The sequence below is a fragment of the Shigella sp. FC1661 genome (assembly GCF_001712525.1).
Taxonomy (GTDB): domain Bacteria; phylum Pseudomonadota; class Gammaproteobacteria; order Enterobacterales; family Enterobacteriaceae; genus Escherichia; species Escherichia coli.
In genome coordinates this window covers 14196-35991 of record NZ_MDGW01000088.1, presented here as the reverse complement: position 1 = coordinate 35991, position 21796 = coordinate 14196, and the positions used below count along the sequence as shown (strand labels likewise).

The following is a 21796-nucleotide window of genomic DNA, read 5'->3' as shown; positions in this document are numbered from 1 at the left end:
GGGGCGTCTTATGAGCTTGCTGTCACCCTTTGACGTGGTGATATGGATGACGGATGGCTGGCCACTGTATGAATCCCGCCTGAAGGGAAAGCTGCACGTAATCAGCAAGCGATATACGCAGCGAATTGAGCGGCATAACCTGAATCTGAGGCAGCACCTGGCACGGCTGGGACGGAAGTCGCTGTCGTTCTCAAAATCGGTGGAGCTGCATGACAAAGTCATCGGGCATTATCTGAACATAAAACACTATCAATAAGTTGGAGTCATTACCCACTTCAACATAGGGCGAAGCCTAATCCAATCAGGAGGTTCGCCACTATGGCTCAGGATTACCACCACGGGGTGCGCGTTGTTGAAGTCAACGAAGGCACCCGATCCATTACCACGGTGAGCACCGCCATCGTGGGTATGGTCTGCACGGGCGATGATGCCGATGCAAAAATGTTTCCTCTTAATAAACCTGTGCTGATCACTGATGTGCTGACCGCCAGCGGTAAAGCGGGTGAGTCTGGCACGCTGGCCCGTTCGCTGGATGCCATCGCTGACCAGGCAAAACCCGTGACCGTTGTTGTGCGTGTGCCGCAGGGTGAAACGGAAGAAGAAACCACAACCAATATCATTGGCGCAGTGACCGCCGAGGGTAAAAAAACAGGTATGAAAGCCCTGTTATCTGCCCAGTCACAGCTCGGCGTTAAACCGCGCATTCTCGGCGTGCCAGGTCACGACACGAAGGCGGTAGCTACTGAGTTGCTGAGCGTGGCGCAAAGCCTGCGTGGATTTGCTTACCTGTCAGCGTATGGTTGCAAGACGGTGCAGGAAGCAATCACTTACCGTGAAAACTTCAGTCAGCGTGAAGGAATGCTGATCTGGCCCGACTTTACTGGCTGGGACACGGTGCTGAATGCCGAAGCAACGGCTTATGCCACCGCCCGTGCGCTCGGTCTGCGCGCTAAAATTGATGAGCAGACCGGATGGCACAAAAGCCTGTCCAACGTGGGCGTGAACGGTGTCACCGGAATTTCTGCTGATGTGTTCTGGGATCTGCAGGACCCGGCAACCGATGCAGGTCTGCTTAACCAGAACGATATCACCACGCTTATCCGCAAAGACGGTTTCCGCTTCTGGGGTTCCCGCTGTCTGAGCGATGATCCGCTCTTTGCCTTCGAAAACTACACCCGCACGGCGCAGGTGCTGATGGACACGATGGCAGAAGCGCACATGTGGGCGGTGGACAAACCGCTGAACCCGTCGCTGGCCCGCGACATTATCGAAGGTATCCGCGCCAAAATGCGTAGCCTGGTCAGTCAGGGCTATCTCATTGGTGGTGATTGCTGGCTGGACGAGTCGGTGAACGATAAAGACACGCTGAAAGCCGGGAAACTCACCATCGATTACGACTACACGCCAGTGCCGCCACTTGAAAACCTGATGCTGCGTCAGCGCATCACCGATCAGTACCTGGTGAATTTCTCCAGCCAGGTCAGCGCGTAAGGGGACAACATGGCTTTACCACGCAAATTAAAACACCTGAACCTGTTTAACGACGGGAACAACTGGCAGGGGATCGTTGAGTCGCTGACGCTGCCGAAATTCACCCGCAAATATGAGAAGTATCGCGGCGGCGGTATGCCCGGAGCGGTGGATGTGGATCTGGGACTGGATGACAGTGCACTGGATACAGAATTTTCCATTGGTGGTACTGAACTGCTGCTGTTTAAGCAGATGGGCAAAGCCACGGTGGATGGCATCCAGCTGCGCTTTACCGGCTCTATTCAGCGTGATGATACCGGGGAAGTGCAGGCCGTGGAGCTTGTGGTGCGTGGACGTCACAAAGAAGTAGATTCCGGCGAGTGGAAGACGGGCGAAAGCAACACTACCAAAGTGACCAGTACCAACAGCTACGCGAAGCTGACCATCAATGGTGAGGTGCTCTATGAAGTGGACCTGATCAACATGGTGGAAATTGTGGACGGTGTGGACCTGATGGAAGCGCACCGCAACGCCCTCGGCCTCTGATGTATCTGAACGCGCGGAATGCCGCGCCAGAACCTAATTTACAGGACAACAAAATGAGCGATAAGCAGACTGAAAAGACCATTCAACTGGATACTCCCATCATGCGCGGTAAAACAGAAATTACCGAAATTGTGTTGCGTAAACCGCAGTCCGGTGCGCTGCGCGGCACACGCCTGCAGGCCATTATGGATATGGATGTGAACGCGATGATGACCGTGATCCCCCGCATCTCCAGTCCGGCACTGACTGCACAGGAAATTGCAGAGATGGACCCGGCAGATCTCACTGCCATGTCGGTTGAGGTTGTCACTTTTTTGTTGAAGAAGTCGGTGCTTGCCGGTTTACCGACAGCCTGACGGTTGACGATCTGGTGGCTGATATCGCCACCATCTTTCACTGGCCGCCATCCGTTACTGACGTTATGCCGCTGACCGAAGTGCTGGAATGGCGGGATAAAGCGATTCAGAGAAGCGGGGCCAGCCATGAGTGACAATAACCTGCGTCTGCAGGTGATTCTTAATGCGGTTGACAAACTCACCCGCCCATTTCGATCCGCGCAGGCCAGTTCAAGAGAACTGGCTGCTGCTGTCAAAAAATCCCGCGATGCAATAAAGCAGCTTGATCAGGCCGGGAGCAGTCTGGACAGCTTCCGAAAGCTGCAGGCAGAAAATCAGAAATTAGGCGACAGGCTGAACTATGCCCGCCAGCGTGCAAATTTGCTCAGTCAGGAACTGGGAGCGATGGGGCCGCCTTCGCAACGTCAGGTTGTTGCTCTGGGCCGTCAACGGCTGGCTGTTCAGCGCCTGGAAGAACGCCAGAAAAAGCTGCAGCAGCAGACGGCGCTTGTGCGTGCAGAACTTTATCGTGCTGGTATTTCAGCTAATGATGGCGCCAGTGCGACGGCCCGCATTACCCGTGAAACGATGCGTTATAACAGGCAGCTTTCTGAGCAGGAAGCGAGGTTACGACGTGTCGGGGAGCAACAGCGAAAAATGCACGCCGCCCGGGGGGCTTACGCCAGGCGTCTTGAGGTAAGGGATCGTATTGCAGGTGCCGGAGCACCACCACGGCTGCAGGGCTGGCAATGGGCGCACCAGTGATGGCGGCAGTAAAAAGCTATACCAGCATGGAAGATGCCATGAAAGGTGTGGCAAAGCAGGTCAATGGTCTGCGTGACGATAATGGCAACCGCACTGCGCGTTTTTACGAAATGCAGGGTGCCATCAAGGCTGCCAGCGAACAGTTGCCGATGGAAAACGGTGCTGTGGACTTCGCCGCACTGGTTGAAGGTGGTGCGCGCATGAACGTCGCAAACCCTGACGACAGCTGGGAAGACCAGAAACGTGACCTGCTGGCCTTCGCCAGCACGGCGGCAAAGGCGGCAACAGCCTTTGAACTGCCAGCGGATGAACTGTCAGAAAGTCTGGGGAAAATCGCCCAGCTCTACAAAATCCCTACCCGCAATATTGAGCAGCTCGGTGATGCGCTGAACTATCTGGATGATAACGCCATGTCGAAAGGGGCGGACATCATTGATGTCATGCAACGCCTGGGCGGTGTGGCTGACCGTCTGGATTATCGTAAAGCGGCGGCGCTGGGTTCCACCTTCCTGACACTCGGCGCTGCGCCTGAGGTTGCAGCCAGTGCAGCAAACGCGATGGTGCGTGAATTGTCCATTGCCACCATGCAAAGCAAGAGTTTCTTTGAAGGGATGAATCTGCTGAAACTCAATCCAGAAGTGATTGAAAAGCAGATGACGAAGGATGCGATGGGAACTATCCAGCGGGTGCTGGAGAAGGTGAATGCGCTGCCACAGGATAAGCGCCTGTCTGCCATGACCATGTTGTTTGGTAAAGAGTTTGGCGATGACGCAGCGAAACTGGCAAACAACCTGCCGGAACTTCAGCGCCAGTTAAAACTGACTGCGGGCAATGATGCGCTCGGTTCCATGCAGAAAGAATCCGACATCAACAAGGATTCACTTTCTGCTCAGTGGTTGCTGGTCAAAACCGGAGCACAGAACACCTTCAGCAGCCTGGGGGAAACGCTGCGCCAGCCGCTGATGGATATTCTGTACACGGTGAAAAGCGTCACGGGGGCGTTGCGTCGCTGGGTGGAAGCTAACCCGGAACTGACGGGCACTCTGATGAAAGTAGCCGCTGTGGTAGCTGCCGTTACCGTGGGCCTCGGCACCTTAGCGGTGGCGCTGGCTGCAGTGCTGGGGCCGCTGGCAGTCATCCGTCTGGGATTCTCTGTGCTGGGTATCAAAACGTTACCTTCCGTTACGGCAGCAGTAACCCGAACCAGCAACGCGTTGTCCTGGCTGGCTGGCGCACCACTGGCACTGCTGCGACGCGGGCTTGCTTCATCGGGCAACGCTGCAGGTTTACTTACTGCGCCGTTGTCGTCTTTGCGCCGCACGGCATCACTGACGGGAAATGTCCTGAAAACTGTAGCAGGTGCGCCGGTTGCACTTTTGCGGTCTGGATTATCCGGTTTACGTGCGGTTGCTGTGATGTTTATGAATCCACTGGCGGTACTACGCGGCGGACTGGCTGCCACAGGCACGGTGCTGCGTATGCTCGCATCCGGTCCACTGGCGATGCTGCGCGTTGCCCTGTATGCCGTCTCTGGTCTGTTAGGTGCTCTGCTCAGTCTGATAGGTCTTGTGGTTACTGCACTGGCGGGTGTGGCGCTGGTTGTCTGGAAATACTGGCAGCCCATCACCGCATTTCTCGGTGGCGTGGTGGAAGGATTCAAAGCGGCGGCAGGTCCTGTCAGTGCCGCGTTCGAACCGCTTAAGCCTGTGTTCCAGTGGATTGGCGACAAAGTACAGGCGCTGTGGGGCTGGTTTACTGATCTGCTGACGCCCGTTAAGTCGACCTCTGCCGAACTGCAGAGTGCAGCGGCAATGGGGCGACGATTCGGGGAGGCTCTGGCGGAAGGGCTGAATATGGTCATGCATCCGCTGGACTCCCTGAAATCCGGCGTTTCCTGGTTGCTGGAGAAACTTGGCATTGTCAGTAAAGAGGCCGCAAAGGCGAAACTGCCGGAAAGCGTGACGCGTCAGCAACCTGCGACGGTGAATGCAGACGGTAAAGTGATGATGCCATCGGGTGGTTTTCCGTCATGGGGATATGGCTTTGCGGGGATGTATGACAGCGGCGGGTATATCCCGCGCGGGCAGTTTGGCATCGTCGGTGAAAACGGGCCGGAAATTGTTAACGGCCCGGCAAATGTGACCAGCCGGAGAAATACAGCTGCACTGGCTGCCGTTGTTGCCGGAATGATGGGTGTTGCTGCTACGCCAGTAGAGCTTCCACCGTTGCACCCTTTGGCACTTCCCGCGAAAGGCGGTGAAGCGATGGTGAGTCGTGCAGCCACTGTGCCGCCCGTTCAACGGATTGAGGCACCGATGCAGATCATCATTCAAACGCAGCCAGGACAAAGTGCGCAGGATATTGCGCGGGAGGTGGCCCGCCAGCTTGATGAACGTGAACGCAGGCTGAAGGCAAAAGCCAGGAGTAACTACAGCGATCAGGGGGGATACGACGCATGATGATGGTGCTGGGATTGTACGTGTTTATGCTGCGCACCGTGCCGTATCAGGAGCTGCAGTATCAACGCAGCTGGCGACATGCGGCAAACAGCCGGGTAAACCGACGCCCGTCAACGCAGTTTCTGGGACCGGACAACGACATGCTGACGCTTTCTGGTGTTCTTATGCCGGAGGTAACGGGCGGCAGGCTGTCGTTGCTGGCTCTGGAGCAGATGGCAGAACAGGGAAAAGCATGGCCCCTGATTGAAGGCAGCGGCACGATTTACGGCATGTATGTGATTGAGGGACTGAATCAGACTAAAACGGAGTTTTTCCGCGACGGTATGCCGCGCCGGATTGAGTTCACCCTGTCGCTAAAACGCGTGGATGAATCCCTGTCCGATATGTTCGGTGATCTCAGTGCGCAACTGAATAATCTGCAGGGAACGGCAACATCTGCCTTAAGCGATATCAGTAAAACGGTGGGAGGGCTGCTGTCGTGAATTTCAGCTCTGAACTGCTTAACAAAGGCAACAAAACTCCGGCATTCAGCATCAGTATTGAAGGCAGGGATATCACCACTGTGCTGGACAACCGCCTGATGGGGCTGACGCTGACGGATAACCGGGGCTTTGAAGCGGACCAGCTTGATCTGGAGCTGGACGACGCCGATGGAAAAATCGTGCTGCCGCGCCGTGGGGCTGTCATTACGCTGGCGCTGGGCTGGAAGGGACAGCCGCTTTTCCCGAAAGGGGCATTCACGGTGGACGAGATTGAACACACTGGCGCACCGGATCGCCTGACTATCCGGGCGCGAAGTGCTGATTTTCGTGAAACGCTGAATACCCGCCGTGAAAAGTCGTGGCACAAGACCACCGTTGGGGAAGTGGTGAAGGAAATAGCTGCGCGGCACAAACTGAAGATGGCATTGGGTGAAGACTTGTCGGATAAACTCGTGGAGCATATAGACCAGACTAATGAGAGTGACGGCAGTTTTTTGATGCGGCTGGCGCGCCAGTACGGTGCTATTGCGTCGGTGAAAAATGGCAATCTGTTATTCATCCGGCAGGGGCAGGGTAAAAGCGCCAGCGGTAAACCACTACCGGTGATCACTATCACACGCAAGGACGGCGACAGTCACCGCTTTACCCTGGCAGATCGCGGAGCTTACACGGGCGTCATTGCCAGCTGGTTGCATACCCGCGAACCCGCGAAGAAAGAAAGCACCACGGTGAAGCGTAAGCGCAGGACTAAGAAGCAGAAGAAAGAGCCGGAAGCGAAGCAGGGCGATTACCTGGTGGGTACGGATGAAAACGTGCTGGTACTTAATCGCACTTATGCCAACCGGAGCAACGCCGAACGGGCAGCGAAAATGCAGTGGGAACGCCTGCAACGCGGCGTTGCATCATTCTCGCTACAACTGGCGGAAGGGCGGGCAGATCTCTACACAGAAATGCCTGTGAAGGTCAGTGGCTTTAAACAGCCGATAGATGATGCGGAATGGACCATTACGACTCTGACGCATACTGTCAGCCCGGATAACGGTTTTACGACCAGTCTGGAGCTTGAAGTGAGGATTGATGATTTCGAAATGGAATGATTCTTCGCAATGGAGAACTTTTAAGCTTGCAAAAATGGAATAATGCGGTATCATTATTGTGAATTTAGCAAAAATGGGGAGAGCTCGAAAAATGATGATTTGCCCACTGTGTGGAAGTGCCGCCCATACTCGCAGCAGTTTTCAGGTATCTTCATTGACCAAAGAGCGTTACAACCAGTGCCAGAACATTAACTGCAGCCATACTTTTGTTACCCATGAAACTTTTGTTCGTTCGATTGCAACGCCAAAAGAGTCAAATCCGGTTCAGCCGCATCCAATGAAATCAGGACAGGTGGCGCTCTCTCTTTGACGCTGCCGCCATTTTGTCGCCATCGTTAAAAAACAGTGCTTCTAACATCATGATTTTAAAAGGCATAAATTTCAGACAACAAAAAACCCATCAACCTTGAACCGAAATGGCGGGGTTGATGGGCTCCACAAAATGGGGACATCAAAGAAAAGCAGTGGCACTAATTAAGACTGATGCCCTGCGGAAAAGTTCTGCGGTTGTGCAAAAAAATTTCATTTTCAGGGCAACTTCAGTTTTATCCTAATCCTGGCCATACCATGACGATGATTGTCCCTGCCAGCGTCAGCAGGACGTTGGCGATTGCGTAGGTGCCCGCATAGCCCAGCGCAGGGATGTTACTGCGAGCTGTATCACTGATGATCTCCATTGCCGGCGCGCAGGTGCGTGCGCCCATCATTGCGCCGAACAACAGTGCGCGGTTCATTCGCAATACATAAGCACCGAACAAGAAACAGATAACCACGGGCACAAGACTGACAATTAATCCGGCAATCAACATCTGACCGCCAATCGCGCCCAGGCCGTTATTAATACCGCTACCGGCGCTCAGACCAACGCCTGCCATAAACACCATCAAGCCGAACTCTTTCACCATGCTTAATGCACCTTGCGGAATGTAACCGAAGGTCGGGTGGTTAGCACGCATAAAGCCCAGCATAATTCCGGCGAATAACAACCCGGCAGCGTTCCCCATGCCGAAACTGAATGTGCTGAACTGGAAGGTGATCATCCCGATCATCAGCCCAATAACAAAGAAGGCGCAAAATGCCAGCAGGTCAGTGACCTGGCTGTGAATCGAGATAAAGCCGATGCGATCGGCGATGGTTTTTACGCGACGGGCATCACCGCTGACTTGTAAAACGTCACCTTTGTTAAGCACGACGTTGTCATCTATCGGCATCTCAATCTGGCTACGAATGACGCGGTTAAGGAAGCAACCGTGATCGGTCAACTTCAGTTGTGCGAGACGTTTACCTACAGCGTTATGGTTTTTAACGACCACTTCTTCAGTGACGATACGCATGTCGAGAAGGTCACGATCGAAAACTTCTTTACCGTTACGGAAGCTGGGATCGAGTCGGGCATGGGCGTCGGGATAGCCTACCAACGCTATTTCATCGCCCATTTGTAGCACGGCATCACCGTCTGGATTTGCCAGAATCCCGTTACGTCGAATACGTTCAATGTAGCAGCCGGTTTGTCGATAAATACCCAGTTCACGCAGATTTTTGCCGTCGGTCCAGGCCACCAGCTCCGGGCCGACGCGATAGGCGCGGATCACCGGTAAATAAACCTTACGGTTGGCATCAGTGTCCAGGCCACGTTCGCGGGCGATTTGCTGGGCGCTGGTCTGTAAGTCCTGATGCTGCAATTTCGGCAAGTAACGCGCACCAACAATCAAACTCACCAGACCGATTAAATAGGTTAAGGCATACCCGAGGCTCAGATTATCCAGTGCCAGTGAGAGCTGCCTGCTTTCCATGCCGGAATGACGCAGTGTATCGCCAGCACCGACCAGAACCGGTGTCGACGTCATAGAGCCTGCTAACATACCGGCCGTCAGGCCAATATCCCAGCCAAACAGCTTACCTAACCCTAAGGCGATCACCAGCGCACTGCCAACCATCACCAGTGCTAACATTAGGTAATTTTTCCCATCGCGAAAAAAAATGGAAAAAAAGTTCGGTCCGGCTTCGACCCCGACGCAGAAAATAAACAGCATAAAGCCAAGATTAAGCGCATCGGTGTTAATGCTGAAATGTTGTTGGCCTAATAACAGCGATACGACTAAAACGCCAATGGAATTACCCAGTTGGATCGAACCAAGTCGTAACTTTCCGAGACATAGCCCAAGCGCGAGGACCACAAATAATAACAGAATGTAATTCCCATTTAACAATTCGGCGACGTTTATATTCACGGAGGCTAACTTCTTGTTTACTAGTAAGCTGTTGAAAGAAATGGTAATTTACGATAATGTTTTTTACCAGAATTCAGGGCGCAGATTCATTCAGCGCACCTAAACGATAGTAAAGTAACAATATATTTTACTAGTGTAATCACATTAGGTATCAACGGCTATATGAATTGCGTTGGCCTATATTAGCATGGAATGCGAAGCGGCTTTATCTTACTGAACGCCACACTGGCGAAAAATGTGTTCGATAGACGCAGTGTCAGGAGGAACGAGTGAAACATAAACAACGTTGGGCGGGGGCAATCTGCTGTTTTGTCCTCTTCATTGTGGTGTGCCTTTTTCTGGCGACGCACATGAAAGGCGCTTTTCGGGCTGCCGGGCATCCTGAAATCGGCTTGCTGTTTTTCATTCTTCCTGGAGCAGTTGCCAGTTTCTTTTCACAGCGTAGAGAAGTCCTGAAACCTCTATTTGGCGCAATGCTGGCGGCACCCTGTTCAATGCTCATTATGCGGCTGTTTTTTTCACCGACGCGCTCATTCTGGCAAGAGCTGGCATGGTTACTAAGCGCGGTGTTCTGGTGTGCGCTGGGGGCACTGTGTTTCTTATTTATCAGTAGTTTGTTTAAACCACAGCACAGAAAAAATCAGTAAAGCCCTCAACGCGAGGGCTTGTCAGACGATCAGGCGTCCAGATTTTCTTTCACCCATGCAGCAAAATCGGTATAGCCGCCGATATGTTGCTGATCGACAAAAATCTGCGGCACGGTTTCTACGGGTTTACCTGCCTTTTGTTGTAGATCTTCTTTAGTGATCCCTTCCGCACGAATATCTACATACTGATACTGAAAATCATCGCGTTCATTGCTCAATTTCTCAGCCAGATCTTTTGCACGCACACAGTAAGGGCAAGCCGAACGACCAAAAATAACGGTTTGCATTATTTCTCTCCTCATAGATTTATGCCTGTAATGATCACGCTAAAATGTATTCGCTGAAAGTAGGTTTAACCTGTTGCATTAATTGCTAAAAGCTATAACTGTTAAACACAATACAGTGAAAAGTTTTAGACTGAAGGCTCACTTTGCAGAGGGAAGCGTATGCGCGCGATCGGTAAATTGCCTAAAGGCGTGTTGATACTGGAATTTATCGGAATGATGCTACTGGCGGTGGCGCTGCTGTCGGTAAGCGACTCCCTGTCGCTGCCTGAGCCATTTTCTCGGCCAGAAGTGCAGATTCTGATGATTTTTCTCGGTGTTTTGCTCATGCTTCCCGCTGCGGTGGTGGTTATTCTTCAGGTGGCAAAACGTCTTGCCCCACAGCTGATGAACCGTCCACCGCAATATTCACGTTCAGAAAGAGAAAAAGATAATGACGCCAACCATTGAACTTATTTGTGGCCATCGCTCCATTCGCCATTTCACTGATGAACCCATTTCCGAAGCGCAGTGTGAGGCGATTATTAACAGCGCCCGTGCGACGTCCAGTTCCAGTTTTTTGCAGTGTAGTAGCATTATTCGCATTACCGACAAAGCATTACGTGAAGAACTGGTGACGCTGACCGGCGGGCAAAAACACGTAGCGCAAGCGGCGGAGTTCTGGGTGTTCTGTGCCGACTTTAACCGCCATTTACAGATCTGTCCGGATGCTCAGCTCGGCCTGGCGGAACAACTGTTGCTCGGTGTCGTTGATACGGCAATGATGGCGCAGAATGCATTAACCGCAGCGGAATCGCTGGGATTGGGCGGGGTATATATCGGCGGCCTGCGCAATAATATTGAAGCGGTGACGAAACTGCTGAAATTACCGCAGCATGTTCTGCCGCTGTTTGGGCTGTGCCTTGGCTGGCCTGCGGATAATCCGGATCTCAAGCCGCGTTTACCGGCCTCCATTTTGGTGCATGAAAACAGCTATCAACCGCTGGATAAAGACGCACTGGCGCAGTATGACGAGCAACTGGCGGAATATTACCTCACCCGTGGCAGCAATAATCGCCGGGATACCTGGAGCGATCATATCCGCCGAACAATCATTAAAGAAAGCCGCCCATTTATTCTGGATTATTTGCACAAACAGGGTTGGGCGACGCGCTAAAACCGCCACGTCGATGTATGATACGCGGGCTTTTGACCAGGTCTGACAGAGAGGTGCAGGGTGAAAATTGCCATATTGTCCCGGGATGGAACGCTCTATTCGTGTAAGCGGCTGCGTGAAGCCGCTATACAGCGCGGTCACCTGGTTGAAATTCTTGATCCGCTTTCTTGCTACATGAACATAAATCCTGCGGCGTCTTCTATTCACTACAAAGGCCGCAAGTTACCCCATTTTGACGCAGTGATCCCGCGTATTGGCACCGCCATTACCTTTTATGGGACGGCGGCACTGCGCCAGTTCGAGATGCTGGGGAGCTATCCGCTCAATGAGTCGGTCGCCATTGCCCGGGCGCGTGACAAATTGCGTTCCATGCAACTGCTGGCGCGTCAGGGCATCGACCTGCCTGTCACGGGCATTGCGCATTCGCCGGATGATACCAGCGATTTAATCGACATGGTCGGTGGTGCGCCGCTGGTGGTCAAGTTGGTTGAAGGCACGCAGGGAATTGGCGTCGTGCTGGCGGAGACGCGTCAGGCGGCGGAAAGCGTGATTGACGCTTTCCGCGGTCTGAACGCGCATATTCTGGTGCAGGAATATATCAAAGAGGCGCAAGGGTGCGATATCCGCTGTCTGGTTGTTGGCGATGAAGTGGTCGCTGCGATTGAACGGCGGGCGAAAGAGGGCGATTTTCGTTCCAATTTGCATCGTGGCGGCGCGGCAAGCGTCGCCAGTATCACACCACAGGAGCGTGAAATCGCGATAAAAGCCGCGCGAACGATGGCGCTGGACGTTGCTGGTGTGGATATTCTGCGTGCTAATCGCGGGCCGTTGGTGATGGAAGTGAATGCGTCGCCGGGGCTGGAAGGAATAGAAAAAACCACTGGTATCGACATCGCGGGTAAAATGATCCGCTGGATCGAACGCTACGCTACGACAGAATATTGCCTGAAAACGGGTGGTTAGTCGCAATCACATTACTGATCATGGTTTTGCCTGCGCTTTTTGCGTAAGCTGTGCCGGTCTTTTTATCGAAAGAGGTTGTACAAAATTATGACATCGCTGGTCGTTCCTGGTCTGGATACGCTGCGTCAATGGCTCGATGACCTGGGGATGAGTTTTTTTGAATGTGATAACTGTCAGGCTCTGCATCTGCCCCATATGCAGAATTTCGACGGTGTCTTTGATGCCAAAATCGATCTGATCGATAACACGATCCTGTTTTCTGCCATGGCGGAAGTCCGACCTTCAGCCGTATTGCCGCTGGCGGCGGATTTATCTGCCATCAATGCCAGTTCGCTGACCGTGAAAGCATTTCTTGATATGCAGGATGATAATCTGCCAAAGCTGGTGGTTTGCCAGTCTTTATCCGTTATGCAGGGCGTAACCTACGAGCAGTTTGCATGGTTTGTGCGTCAGAGCGAAGAGCAGATTTCGATGGTCATTCTTGAAGCTAATGCCCATCAACTGCTGTTACCGACTGACGATGAAGGGCAAAACAACGTTACCGAAAACTATTTCCTCCACTGATAACTCCTTTCGAGCACGCAGTCGCTGGTGCAGTGACTGCGCACTGCAAAATTATCTGCTGTTTTTAACCTTTTCTTAAAGATTATTTCACTTCTCTTGTGCCGATTTGGCTTTATCACATAGAGCAAATACGCATAACAATTTGTTAAATACCGTTTTTTAATCCGAGCTATAGTCTCAAACCCTGGCTAAAGTTATTCTTGCGATGCTTTTATATAGCGAGCAGTGCTGGCCGGGAGAGAGTTCTCTTTTCTTACACCGCGCCGATAAAAAATATGCACGTTTATTGCATATCTTTTAGTATGACAACTTTTGTTCGTTTGTTAACGAACTTTCAGAAGGAAAGAGATATGACCGCCTTAAATAAAAAATGGCTTTCGGGTCTGGTTGCGGGTGCTCTGATGGCCGTCTCTGTCGGCACGCTCGCGGCTGAACAAAAAACACTCCACATTTATAACTGGTCTGATTATATCGCCCCTGACACGGTGGCCAATTTTGAAAAAGAAACCGGTATTAAAGTCGTCTACGATGTTTTCGACTCTAACGAAGTACTGGAAGGCAAATTAATGGCGGGTAGCACCGGCTTTGACTTGGTGGTTCCATCTGCCAGCTTTCTTGAACGCCAGTTGACTGCGGGAGTTTTCCAGCCGCTGGACAAAAGCAAATTGCCGGAGTGGAAGAATCTCGACCCGGAGCTGCTGAAGCTGGTCGCCAAACACGATCCCGACAATAAATTTGCTATGCCCTATATGTGGGCGACGACCGGGATTGGCTATAACGTTGATAAAGTTAAAGCTGTGCTGGGCGAAAACGCGCCCGTCGATAGCTGGGACTTGATCCTCAAACCTGAAAATCTGGAAAAACTGAAAAGCTGCGGTGTCTCTTTCCTGGATGCGCCAGAAGAAGTTTTTGCTACCGTGTTGAATTATCTCGGCAAAGATCCCAACAGCACTAAAGCGGATGATTACACCGGACCGGCAACCGATCTGCTGTTAAAGCTGCGCCCGAACATTCGTTATTTCCATTCATCTCAATACATTAACGACCTGGCAAACGGCGATATTTGCGTCGCTATCGGCTGGGCAGGTGATGTCTGGCAGGCGTCAAACCGCGCGAAGGAAGCGAAGAATGGAGTGAATGTCTCGTTCTCGATTCCAAAAGAAGGGGCGATGGCGTTCTTTGATGTATTCGCCATGCCTGCGGATGCCAAAAACAAAGACGAAGCCTATCAGTTCCTGAATTACCTGCTGCGCCCGGATGTAGTAGCGCATATTTCCGACCATGTGTTCTATGCCAACGCCAATAAAGCAGCCACGCCGCTGGTGAGTGCGGAAGTCCGTGAGAACCCGGGTATTTATCCTCCGGCGGACGTTCGTGCGAAGCTATTCACTCTGAAAGTACAGGATCCGAAAATCGACCGTGTGCGCACCCGCGCGTGGACCAAAGTGAAGAGCGGAAAATAATCCGCAGCCTTAGATGCCGGGCGGGCGCACCACACCCGCCGGCAATTCGCACCATCATGGTGCGCTTGCACACATTCAATGCCGGAGAGCAGCCGTGAATGACGCTATCCCTCGCCCGCAGGCGAAAACCCGTAAGGCGCTGACGCCGCTATTAGAAATCCGCAACCTCACCAAATCCTACGATGGTCAGCATGCGGTCGATGATGTCAGCCTGACCATCTACAAAGGTGAAATCTTCGCGCTGCTGGGCGCTTCCGGCTGTGGCAAGTCCACGCTGCTGCGTATGCTGGCAGGTTTTGAACAACCTTCTGCCGGGCAGATAATGCTCGATGGCGTCGATTTGTCACAGGTGCCGCCTTACCTGCGCCCCATCAATATGATGTTTCAGTCTTACGCGCTGTTTCCGCATATGACCGTGGAACAGAACATCGCTTTTGGCCTGAAACAGGACAAACTACCGAAAGCGGAAATTGCCAGTCGGGTCCATGAGATGCTCGGCCTGGTGCACATGCAGGAGTTCGCCAAACGCAAACCGCATCAGCTTTCCGGTGGTCAGCGACAGCGTGTGGCGCTGGCCCGAAGCCTTGCCAAGCGCCCGAAACTATTACTGCTCGACGAGCCGATGGGCGCGCTGGATAAAAAGCTGCGTGACCGGATGCAGCTTGAAGTGGTGGATATTCTGGAGCGTGTCGGCGTGACCTGTGTGATGGTCACTCACGATCAGGAAGAGGCGATGACGATGGCGGGACGTATCGCCATTATGAATCGCGGGAAATTTGTCCAGATTGGCGAGCCAGAAGAGATCTACGAACATCCAACCACCCGCTACAGTGCTGAATTTATCGGTTCGGTTAATGTCTTTGAAGGTGTACTCAAAGAGCGTCATGAGGATGGGCTTGTGCTTTATTCGCCTGGGCTGGTGCATCCACTGAAAGTCGACGCGGATGCCTCGGTGGTCGATAACGTGCCGGTACATGTGGCGCTGCGCCGGAAAAAATCATGCTTTGCGAAGAGCCGCCCGCCAATGGTTGTAACTTCGCGGTGGGGGAGGTGATACACATTGCCTATCTCGGCGATCTTTCGGTGTATCACGTTCGTCTGAAAAGTGGGCAGATGATTAGCGCCCAGCTACAAAACGCTCATCGTCATCGTAAAGGGTTACCGACCTGGGGCGACGAAGTGCGTTTGTGCTGGGAAGTGGACAGCTGTGTGGTGCTGACGGTTTAAGGAGCAAAGATGAATACACTTGAACCTGCTGCCCAGTCGAAACCGCCGGGCGGATTTAAGCTGTGGTTGTCGCAGCTGCAAATGAAGCATGGGCGCAAACTGGTCATTGCGTTGCCATATATCTGGTTGATCTTGCTGTTTCTGCTGCCATTTCTGATTGTCTTTAAAATAAGCCTGGCGGAGATGGCGCGCGCTATTCCACCTTATACCGAACTGATGGAGTGGGCTGACGGGCAACTGTCCATCACTCTTAATCTCGGTAATTTTCTGCAACTGACCGACGATCCGCTATATTTCGATGCTTATCTCCAGTCGCTACAGGTGGCTGCGATTTCGACATTTTGCTGTTTACTGATCGGCTATCCGCTGGCGTGGGCGGTGGCGCACAGTAAGCCTTCGACCCGTAATATTTTATTACTACTGGTGATCCTGCCGTCGTGGACCTCGTTTCTGATCCGCGTTTATGCCTGGATGGGAATATTAAAAAACAACGGTGTACTGAATAATTTTCTGCTGTGGCTGGGGGTTATCGATCAACCGCTGACCATTCTTCATACCAATCTGGCAGTTTATATTGGCATTGTTTACGCCTACGTGCCGTTTATGGTGCTGCCGATTTATACCGCGTTGATTCGTATTGATTATTCGCTAGTGGAAGCAGCGCTGGATCTCGGTGCACGACCGCTGAAAACGTTCTTTACTGTGATCGTGCCGCTGACTAAAGGTGGGATTATTGCCGGATCGATGCTGGTGTTTATCCCGGCTGTGGGCGAGTTTGTGATCCCGGAACTGCTCGGTGGCCCGGACAGCATCATGATCGGGCGCGTGCTATGGCAAGAGTTTTTCAATAACCGCGACTGGCCGGTGGCCGCGGCGGTAGCGATCATCATGTTGCTGCTGCTAATTGTGCCGATAATGTGGTTCCACAAACACCAGCAAAAAAGCGTGGGAGAACACGGATGAATAATTTACCGGTAGTTCGTTCGCCCTGGCGGATTGTGATTTTGCTGCTGGGCTTTACCTTTCTCTACGCGCCAATGCTGATGCTGGTTATCTATTCGTTTAACAGCTCGAAGCTGGTGACGGTGTGGGCCGGCTGGTCAACGCGCTGGTATGGTGAGTTATTGCGCGATGACGCGATGATGAGTGCGGTTGGTTTAAGCCTGACAATTGCTGCCTGTGCGGCAACGGCGGCGGCGATCCTCGGGACTATTGCGGCGGTGGTGCTGGTGCGCTTTGGCAGGTTTCGCGGATCAAATGGCTTTGCCTTTATGATCACCGCGCCGCTGGTAATGCCAGATGTCATCACGGGCTTGTCGCTGTTGTTATTATTCGTCGCGCTTGCTCATGCCATTGGCTGGCCTGCGGACCGCGGTATGCTTACCATCTGGCTGGCGCATGTCACTTTCTGTACGGCTTATGTGGCGGTCGTTATTTCGTCGCGTCTGCGGGAACTGGATCGCTCGATAGAAGAAGCAGCGATGGATCTCGGTGCGACGCCGCTGAAAGTGTTTTTCGTCATTACGCTACCGATGATCATGCCTGCGATCATTTCTGGCTGGTTACTGGCTTTTACTTTGTCGCTTGATGATCTGGTGATCGCCAGCTTTGTTTCCGGGCCGGGAGCCACCACGTTACCGATGCTGGTCTTTTCCAGCGTGCGGATGGGGGTGAATCCGGAAATCAACGCCCTTGCAACGTTAATTCTCGGTGCGGTCGGAATTGTCGGATTTATCGCCTGGTATCTGATGGCTCGCGCAGAAAAACAGCGGATACGCGATATCCAGCGTGCAAGACATGGCTGAAGACACTAAAATTTGCCAACCTGGCTACATAATGCCGCGCATGCCGCGGCATTGTTTTCATGGAAGACGAAACGTTGGGATTTTTTAAGAAAACATCTTCATCTCATGCTCGCCTGAATGTGCCTGCGCTGGTGCAGGTAGCGGCGCTCGCCATTATTATGATCCGTGGCCTCGACGTGCTGATGATTTTCAATACGCTGGGCGTGCGCGGTATTGGCGAGTTCATTCATCGCAGCGTACAAACCTGGAGCTTAACGCTGGTATTTTTAAGCAGTCTGGTGCTGGTTTTTATCGAGATCTGGTGTGCGTTTTCACTGGTGAAAGGGCGTCGCTGGGCGCGCTGGCTATATCTGCTGACACAAATCACCGCCGCAAGTTACTTGTGGGCGGCTTCGCTGGGGTATGGTTATCCGGAGCTGTTCAGCATTCCCGGTGAATCAAAACGTGAAATCTTCCATAGCCTGATGCTGCAGAAGCTGCCGGATATGCTCATCCTGATGCTGCTGTTCGTTCCCTCGACCAGTCGGCGGTTCTTCCAGTTGCAATAATGTGTATAATCGTCGCCCCTGATGATGTGAAGGTCAATGTATGCAGTGCGCACTTTACGACGCGGGTCGCTGTCGTTCCTGTCAGTGGATAACGCAGCTGATTCCAGAGCAACTCTCCGCTAAAACCGCCGATCTTAAAAATCTGCTCGCCGATTTTCCGGTTGAGGAATGGTGCGCGCCGGTGTCAGGCCCGGAACAAGGGTTTCGTAATAAAGCCAAAATGGTGGTGAGTGGTAGCGTTGAAAAACCACTGCTCGGTATGCTGCATCGCGATGGCACGCCGGAAGACCTTTGTGACTGCCCGCTTTATCCTGCCTCTTTTGCGCCCGTTTTTGCGGCGCTAAAACCGTTTATCGCCTGTGCGGGGTTAACGCCCTACAACGTGGCGCGTAAGCGTGGCGAACTGAAATACATTCTGCTGACTGAAAGCCAGAGCGATGGCGGCATGATGCTGCGCTTTGTACTGCGTTCTGAAACCAAACTGGCACAACTGCGTAAGGCGCTGCCGTGGTTACAGGAACAACTACCGCAACTGAAAGTTATTACCGTCAATATTCAGCCGGTACATATGGCGATTATGGAAGGGGAGACGGAGATCTACCTGACTGAACAACAGGCGCTGGCAGAGCGTTTTAATGACGTACCGCTGTGGATCCGTCCGCAAAGTTTCTTCCAGACTAATCCGGCGGTCGCCAGCCAGCTGTACGCTACCGCGCGCGACTGGGTACGCAGCTGCCAGTTAAACATATGTGGGATCTGTTCTGCGGTGTGGGGGGCTTTGGTTTACACTGCGCGACGCCTGACATGCAGTTAACCGGGATCGAAATTGCGCCAGAGGCCATTGCCTGTGCAAAGCAGTCAGCCGCTGAACTGGGCTTAACTCGTTTACAATTTCAGGCGCTGGACTCCACTCAGTTTGCCACTGCTCAGGGGGAGATGCAGGAGCTGGTGCTGGTTAACCCGCCGCGCCGCGGCATTGGTAAACCGCTGTGTGATTATCTCTCAACGATGGCACCGCGTTTTATCATCTACTCCAGCTGTAACGCCCAAACTATGGCGAAAGATATCCGCGAACTGCCTGGGTTTCGCATCGAACGGGTACAGCTTTTTGATATGTTCCCGCACACCGCGCACTATGAAGTGCTGACGCTGCTGGTGAAGCAATAAAAAAGCCGCAGGTGCGGCTTCAGATTGCTGATCAGGTGCGCTTTGTTCATGCCGGATGCGGCGTGTACGCCTTATCCGGCCTACAAAATCATGCTAAATCAATACATTGCAGAGTTGATGTGGGCCAGATAAGCGCAGCGCATCAGGCAATCTTACTTTTGTCATCAGTCTCAATTACTGCGGGAACCACTGGTCATTGATTTTCTGATATGTACCGTCAGCTTTAATTGCTGCCAGCGCGTTATTCAGTTTTTCCAGCAGAGCTTTGTTATCCGGACGTACAGCGATGCCCAGACCGGTGCCGAAGTATTGCGGATCGGTCACTTTTTCAGTAGCAACGCCCAGTTGCGGATTGGTTTTCAGCCATTCGTTTACCACCGCTGTGTCACCAAATACCCCATCAATACGACCATTTTTCAGATCGATAAAGGCATTCTGATAACTGTCATAGGAGACAGTTTTCACTTCGGGGTGCTGATCCTGAATATATTTCTGGTGCGTGGTGCCGTTTTCCATCCCAATACGTTTGCCTTTCAGATCGGCAAACGCTTTGTAGGTATCTTTTTTGGCAATCACGACGGCTGAGTTTTCATAGTAGGGCGTGGTAAACGATACCTGCTTGCTACGCTCGGGCGTGATATCCATACCGGAGATTACGGCGTCATATTTTCTGAATTTCAGTGACGGGATCAGGCTGTCGAACGCGTGATTAGTAAAAGTACATTCTGCCTGCATTTGTTTGCACAAGGCTTTTGCCAGATCGATATCAAAGCCGACAATCTCATTATTAGCACCTATAGATTCAAAGGGTGGATAGGTGGCTGAAACGCCAAAATTGATTTTCTCTGCGGCAGAAGCACCGAAAGTAAAGGAAGCAAGTAAAGCGGCAAGAACTAACTTTTTCATGATGGAACTCCCGTCTGTCAATCTTATGATTTTTGGCCGTGTCTGCGGCATGGGATAACAATGCCATCAAGTGAATTTATATGCAATAAATATGATTAAATAATTTAAATGAAATAAAAAAAGACGGATAACTTAGTGAGTTGTCCGTCTTCATTATAAGAATTTATGCACTATGTAGGCCGGATAAGGCGTCCACGCCGCATCCGGCACAGGCACCGTGCTGATGTCTGATGCGACGCTGGCGCGTCTTATCAGACCTACAAACCCCCCGGCGAATGTACGCAGCTACATTAATTCCGCCGTTCGAATGCCAGTGCTTTGCGCTCGATCAGACGCATCATCAGCGTCAGCAGGCCGTTGACGACCAGGTAAATAATCCCTGCCGCACCGAACACCATTACATCGTAGGTGCGTCCGTACAACAACTGGCTGTATCCCATCACTTCCATCAGCGTAATGGTGTAAGCCAGAGAGGTACTTTTGAACACCAGCACCACTTCGTTGGAATAAGAAGAGAGCGAGCGTTTAAAGGCATACGGCAGCAGGATCGCCAGCGTATCTTTTTTGCTCATTCCCAGGGCGCTACAGGACTGCCACTGACCTTCTGGGATCGCACGAATTGCACCGTAAAACAGCTGCGTGGTATACGCCGCACTGTTCAGCGATAACGCAATCAGCGCACATAACCACGGTTCTGACAACAAATGCCACAGTGCCGGATACTCCTGCAAAGTCGGAAACTGGCCCGGCCCGTAATAAATCAGGAAGATCTGCACCAGCAGCGGCGTACCGGTAAACAGCGTGATATAACCCCGCACCAGCCACACCAGCACCGGCGTTTTCAGCGTCAGGATGATGGTAAAAATCAATGCCAGAATCAGTGCCACAATCAGCGAGGCAACGGTTAGCGTCAGGCTGGTGTGTAGCCCTTTCATCAGTTCGGGTAAATACTCAAACATTAGCTGGGCCTCCGCTCAAAACGTGTCGCGCGCAGGTCAATGCGTTTGAGAATGTACTGACTGAGCAGGGTGATCACCAGGTAAATCGCCGCCGCCACAATGTACCAGGTAAATGGTTCCTGGGTACGAGTAGCGATGCTTTTTGTTTGCAGCATTAAATCATTCACACTAATCAAACTGACCAGCGCGGTATCTTTCAGCAGCACCAGCCACTGGTTACCGAGGCCAGGCAGCGCATGACGCCACATCTGCGGCATCACCAGACGGAAAAAGATAGCCGATTTCGACAGCCCCAGCGCCTGACCAGACTCCCACTGACCCACCGGCACCGCTTTCAACGCGCCCCGAAGCGTTTGCGAGGCATAGGCGGCATACAGCAGTGACAGAGCGATGACACCACAAAGGAACGGGCTAACGTCGAAGTTCTCAATGTCCATCTGCACTGGGATCTGCACGAACCCAAGATTGATAGTGAAGCCATCCGAAAGCGTCAGCAGCAGCTGCGAGGAGCCAAAATAGATAAACAGCACCACCAGAATTTCTGGCAGGCCACGCAGAATGGTTACCAGCGCTGAACCTGCCCACGCGACAGGACGCCATTTTTCCGACTCCCATACCGCAAAGAACATCGCCAGCGCCAGCCCGACAATCAATGCACAAACGGCAAGGCCGACGGTCATCCCGGCGGCGCTTGCTAAAGGAAAAAATTCATTCATCAGGAA

Annotated in this window: 24 protein-coding genes and 2 pseudogenes; 21 read left to right on the top strand and 5 right to left on the bottom strand. The window is 52.4% G+C overall.

Going from position 1 to position 21796, the window contains the following annotated elements; translation table 11 throughout:
- The 10 genes from BFF42_RS06595 to BFF42_RS06555 form a co-directional block, all read left to right on the top strand.
- A partial coding sequence (locus BFF42_RS06595) for an IS1 family transposase (protein WP_000474469.1) occupies positions 1 to 256 on the top strand: 256 nt, incomplete at its 5' end.
- A 62-nt stretch (positions 257 to 318) separates the two neighbouring features.
- Complete coding sequence (locus BFF42_RS06590; RefSeq protein ID WP_000046139.1) at positions 319 to 1491, top strand: phage tail sheath protein; 1173 nt, start codon at positions 319 to 321, stop codon at positions 1489 to 1491.
- 9 nt (positions 1492 to 1500) lie between these two features.
- Positions 1501 to 2016: a phage major tail tube protein gene (locus tag BFF42_RS06585; RefSeq protein ID WP_001207660.1), complete on the top strand. Its 516-nt coding sequence runs from the start codon at positions 1501 to 1503 to the stop codon at positions 2014 to 2016.
- 53 nt (positions 2017 to 2069) lie between these two features.
- Entirely contained in the window at positions 2070 to 2372 is a 303-nt protein-coding gene (locus BFF42_RS06580) for a phage tail assembly protein (protein ID WP_001281016.1), read from the top strand.
- Between the two features lie 14 nt (positions 2373 to 2386).
- A complete protein-coding gene (locus BFF42_RS06575; protein WP_000763310.1) occupies positions 2387 to 2506 on the top strand; it encodes a GpE family phage tail protein in 120 nt (39 codons plus the stop codon).
- Positions 2499 to 3116, top strand: coding sequence for a hypothetical protein (locus BFF42_RS28535; protein ID WP_435412098.1), 618 nt, complete (start codon positions 2499 to 2501; stop codon positions 3114 to 3116). Before BFF42_RS06575 ends, BFF42_RS28535 begins: the two co-directional genes overlap by 8 nt.
- Positions 3101 to 5575, top strand: a complete 2475-nt coding sequence (locus BFF42_RS06570) for a phage tail tape measure protein (RefSeq protein ID WP_435412097.1) — start codon at positions 3101 to 3103, stop codon at positions 5573 to 5575. The genes BFF42_RS28535 and BFF42_RS06570 overlap by 16 nt, the downstream gene beginning before the upstream one ends.
- The gene (locus tag BFF42_RS06565; protein ID WP_000980403.1) at positions 5572 to 6057 is read left to right on the top strand and encodes a phage tail protein; all 486 of its coding nucleotides are present in this window, start codon (positions 5572 to 5574) and stop codon (positions 6055 to 6057) included. Before BFF42_RS06570 ends, BFF42_RS06565 begins: the two co-directional genes overlap by 4 nt.
- Positions 6054 to 7154: a phage late control D family protein gene (locus BFF42_RS06560; protein WP_001011770.1), complete on the top strand. Its 1101-nt coding sequence runs from the start codon at positions 6054 to 6056 to the stop codon at positions 7152 to 7154. The genes BFF42_RS06565 and BFF42_RS06560 overlap by 4 nt, the downstream gene beginning before the upstream one ends.
- A gap of 91 nt (positions 7155 to 7245) precedes the next feature.
- A complete protein-coding gene (locus BFF42_RS06555) occupies positions 7246 to 7464 on the top strand; it encodes an ogr/Delta-like zinc finger family protein (protein WP_000972391.1) in 219 nt (72 codons plus the stop codon).
- Positions 7465 to 7699: 235 nt separating this feature from the next.
- On the opposite strand, the gene BFF42_RS06550 is transcribed toward BFF42_RS06555, so the two are convergent.
- The gene (locus tag BFF42_RS06550; RefSeq protein ID WP_001024876.1) at positions 7700 to 9385 is read right to left on the bottom strand and encodes an aspartate:alanine antiporter; all 1686 of its coding nucleotides are present in this window, start codon (positions 9383 to 9385) and stop codon (positions 7700 to 7702) included.
- Positions 9386 to 9654: 269 nt separating this feature from the next.
- On the opposite strand from BFF42_RS06550, the gene BFF42_RS06545 reads away from it, so the two are divergent.
- Positions 9655 to 10032, top strand: coding sequence for an inner membrane protein YbjM (locus tag BFF42_RS06545; protein ID WP_000681108.1), 378 nt, complete (start codon positions 9655 to 9657; stop codon positions 10030 to 10032).
- Positions 10033 to 10061: 29 nt separating this feature from the next.
- On the opposite strand, the gene grxA is transcribed toward BFF42_RS06545, so the two are convergent.
- The gene (gene grxA / locus BFF42_RS06540; protein WP_001195237.1) at positions 10062 to 10319 is read right to left on the bottom strand and encodes a glutaredoxin 1; all 258 of its coding nucleotides are present in this window, start codon (positions 10317 to 10319) and stop codon (positions 10062 to 10064) included.
- Between the two features lie 159 nt (positions 10320 to 10478).
- On the opposite strand from grxA, the gene BFF42_RS06535 reads away from it, so the two are divergent.
- The 10 genes and pseudogenes from BFF42_RS06535 to rlmC all read left to right on the top strand — a co-directional run bounded on the left by BFF42_RS06535 (position 10479) and on the right by rlmC (position 19209).
- Positions 10479 to 10766 (top strand): DUF1418 family protein, encoded by a 288-nt coding sequence (locus BFF42_RS06535; RefSeq protein WP_001201560.1) that lies wholly within the window; start codon positions 10479 to 10481, stop codon positions 10764 to 10766.
- Positions 10750 to 11472 carry a nitroreductase NfsA gene (gene nfsA, locus BFF42_RS06530; RefSeq protein ID WP_000189127.1) on the top strand — a complete coding sequence of 241 codons (723 nt, stop codon included), beginning with the start codon at positions 10750 to 10752 and terminating at the stop codon, positions 11470 to 11472. Before BFF42_RS06535 ends, nfsA begins: the two co-directional genes overlap by 17 nt.
- A gap of 60 nt (positions 11473 to 11532) precedes the next feature.
- The gene (rimK, locus tag BFF42_RS06525) at positions 11533 to 12435 is read left to right on the top strand and encodes a 30S ribosomal protein S6--L-glutamate ligase (protein WP_000684324.1); all 903 of its coding nucleotides are present in this window, start codon (positions 11533 to 11535) and stop codon (positions 12433 to 12435) included.
- Between the two features lie 87 nt (positions 12436 to 12522).
- A complete protein-coding gene (locus BFF42_RS06520; protein ID WP_000203025.1) occupies positions 12523 to 12999 on the top strand; it encodes a type III secretion system chaperone family protein in 477 nt (158 codons plus the stop codon).
- 350 nt (positions 13000 to 13349) lie between these two features.
- Positions 13350 to 14462: a spermidine/putrescine ABC transporter substrate-binding protein PotF gene (potF, locus tag BFF42_RS06515; protein WP_000126072.1), complete on the top strand. Its 1113-nt coding sequence runs from the start codon at positions 13350 to 13352 to the stop codon at positions 14460 to 14462.
- Positions 14463 to 14556: 94 nt separating this feature from the next.
- Positions 14557 to 15689: pseudogene (potG, locus tag BFF42_RS06510) on the top strand (putrescine ABC transporter ATP-binding subunit PotG).
- A 9-nt stretch (positions 15690 to 15698) separates the two neighbouring features.
- On the top strand, positions 15699 to 16652 hold the full coding sequence (potH, locus tag BFF42_RS06505; RefSeq protein WP_001093857.1) for a putrescine ABC transporter permease PotH: 954 nt from the start codon (positions 15699 to 15701) through the stop codon (positions 16650 to 16652).
- Positions 16649 to 17494, top strand: coding sequence for a putrescine ABC transporter permease PotI (gene potI / locus BFF42_RS06500; RefSeq protein ID WP_001061657.1), 846 nt, complete (start codon positions 16649 to 16651; stop codon positions 17492 to 17494). Before potH ends, potI begins: the two co-directional genes overlap by 4 nt.
- Positions 17495 to 17553: 59 nt before the next feature.
- On the top strand, positions 17554 to 18042 hold the full coding sequence (locus BFF42_RS06495; protein WP_000389260.1) for a YbjO family protein: 489 nt from the start codon (positions 17554 to 17556) through the stop codon (positions 18040 to 18042).
- A gap of 40 nt (positions 18043 to 18082) precedes the next feature.
- Positions 18083 to 19209 (top strand): annotated as a pseudogene (rlmC, locus tag BFF42_RS06490) (23S rRNA (uracil(747)-C(5))-methyltransferase RlmC).
- A gap of 174 nt (positions 19210 to 19383) precedes the next feature.
- Here the strand turns inward: rlmC and artJ are convergent.
- From artJ to artQ, 3 genes are all read right to left on the bottom strand, one after another.
- A complete protein-coding gene (artJ, locus tag BFF42_RS06485) occupies positions 19384 to 20115 on the bottom strand; it encodes an arginine ABC transporter substrate-binding protein ArtJ (protein ID WP_012421270.1) in 732 nt (243 codons plus the stop codon).
- A gap of 290 nt (positions 20116 to 20405) precedes the next feature.
- Complete coding sequence (gene artM / locus BFF42_RS06480) at positions 20406 to 21074, bottom strand: arginine ABC transporter permease ArtM (RefSeq protein WP_000464491.1); 669 nt, start codon at positions 21072 to 21074, stop codon at positions 20406 to 20408.
- Positions 21074 to 21790, bottom strand: coding sequence for an arginine ABC transporter permease ArtQ (gene artQ, locus BFF42_RS06475; protein ID WP_001001705.1), 717 nt, complete (start codon positions 21788 to 21790; stop codon positions 21074 to 21076). Before artQ ends, artM begins: the two co-directional genes overlap by 1 nt.
- Between the last annotated feature and the right edge of the window lie 6 nt (positions 21791 to 21796).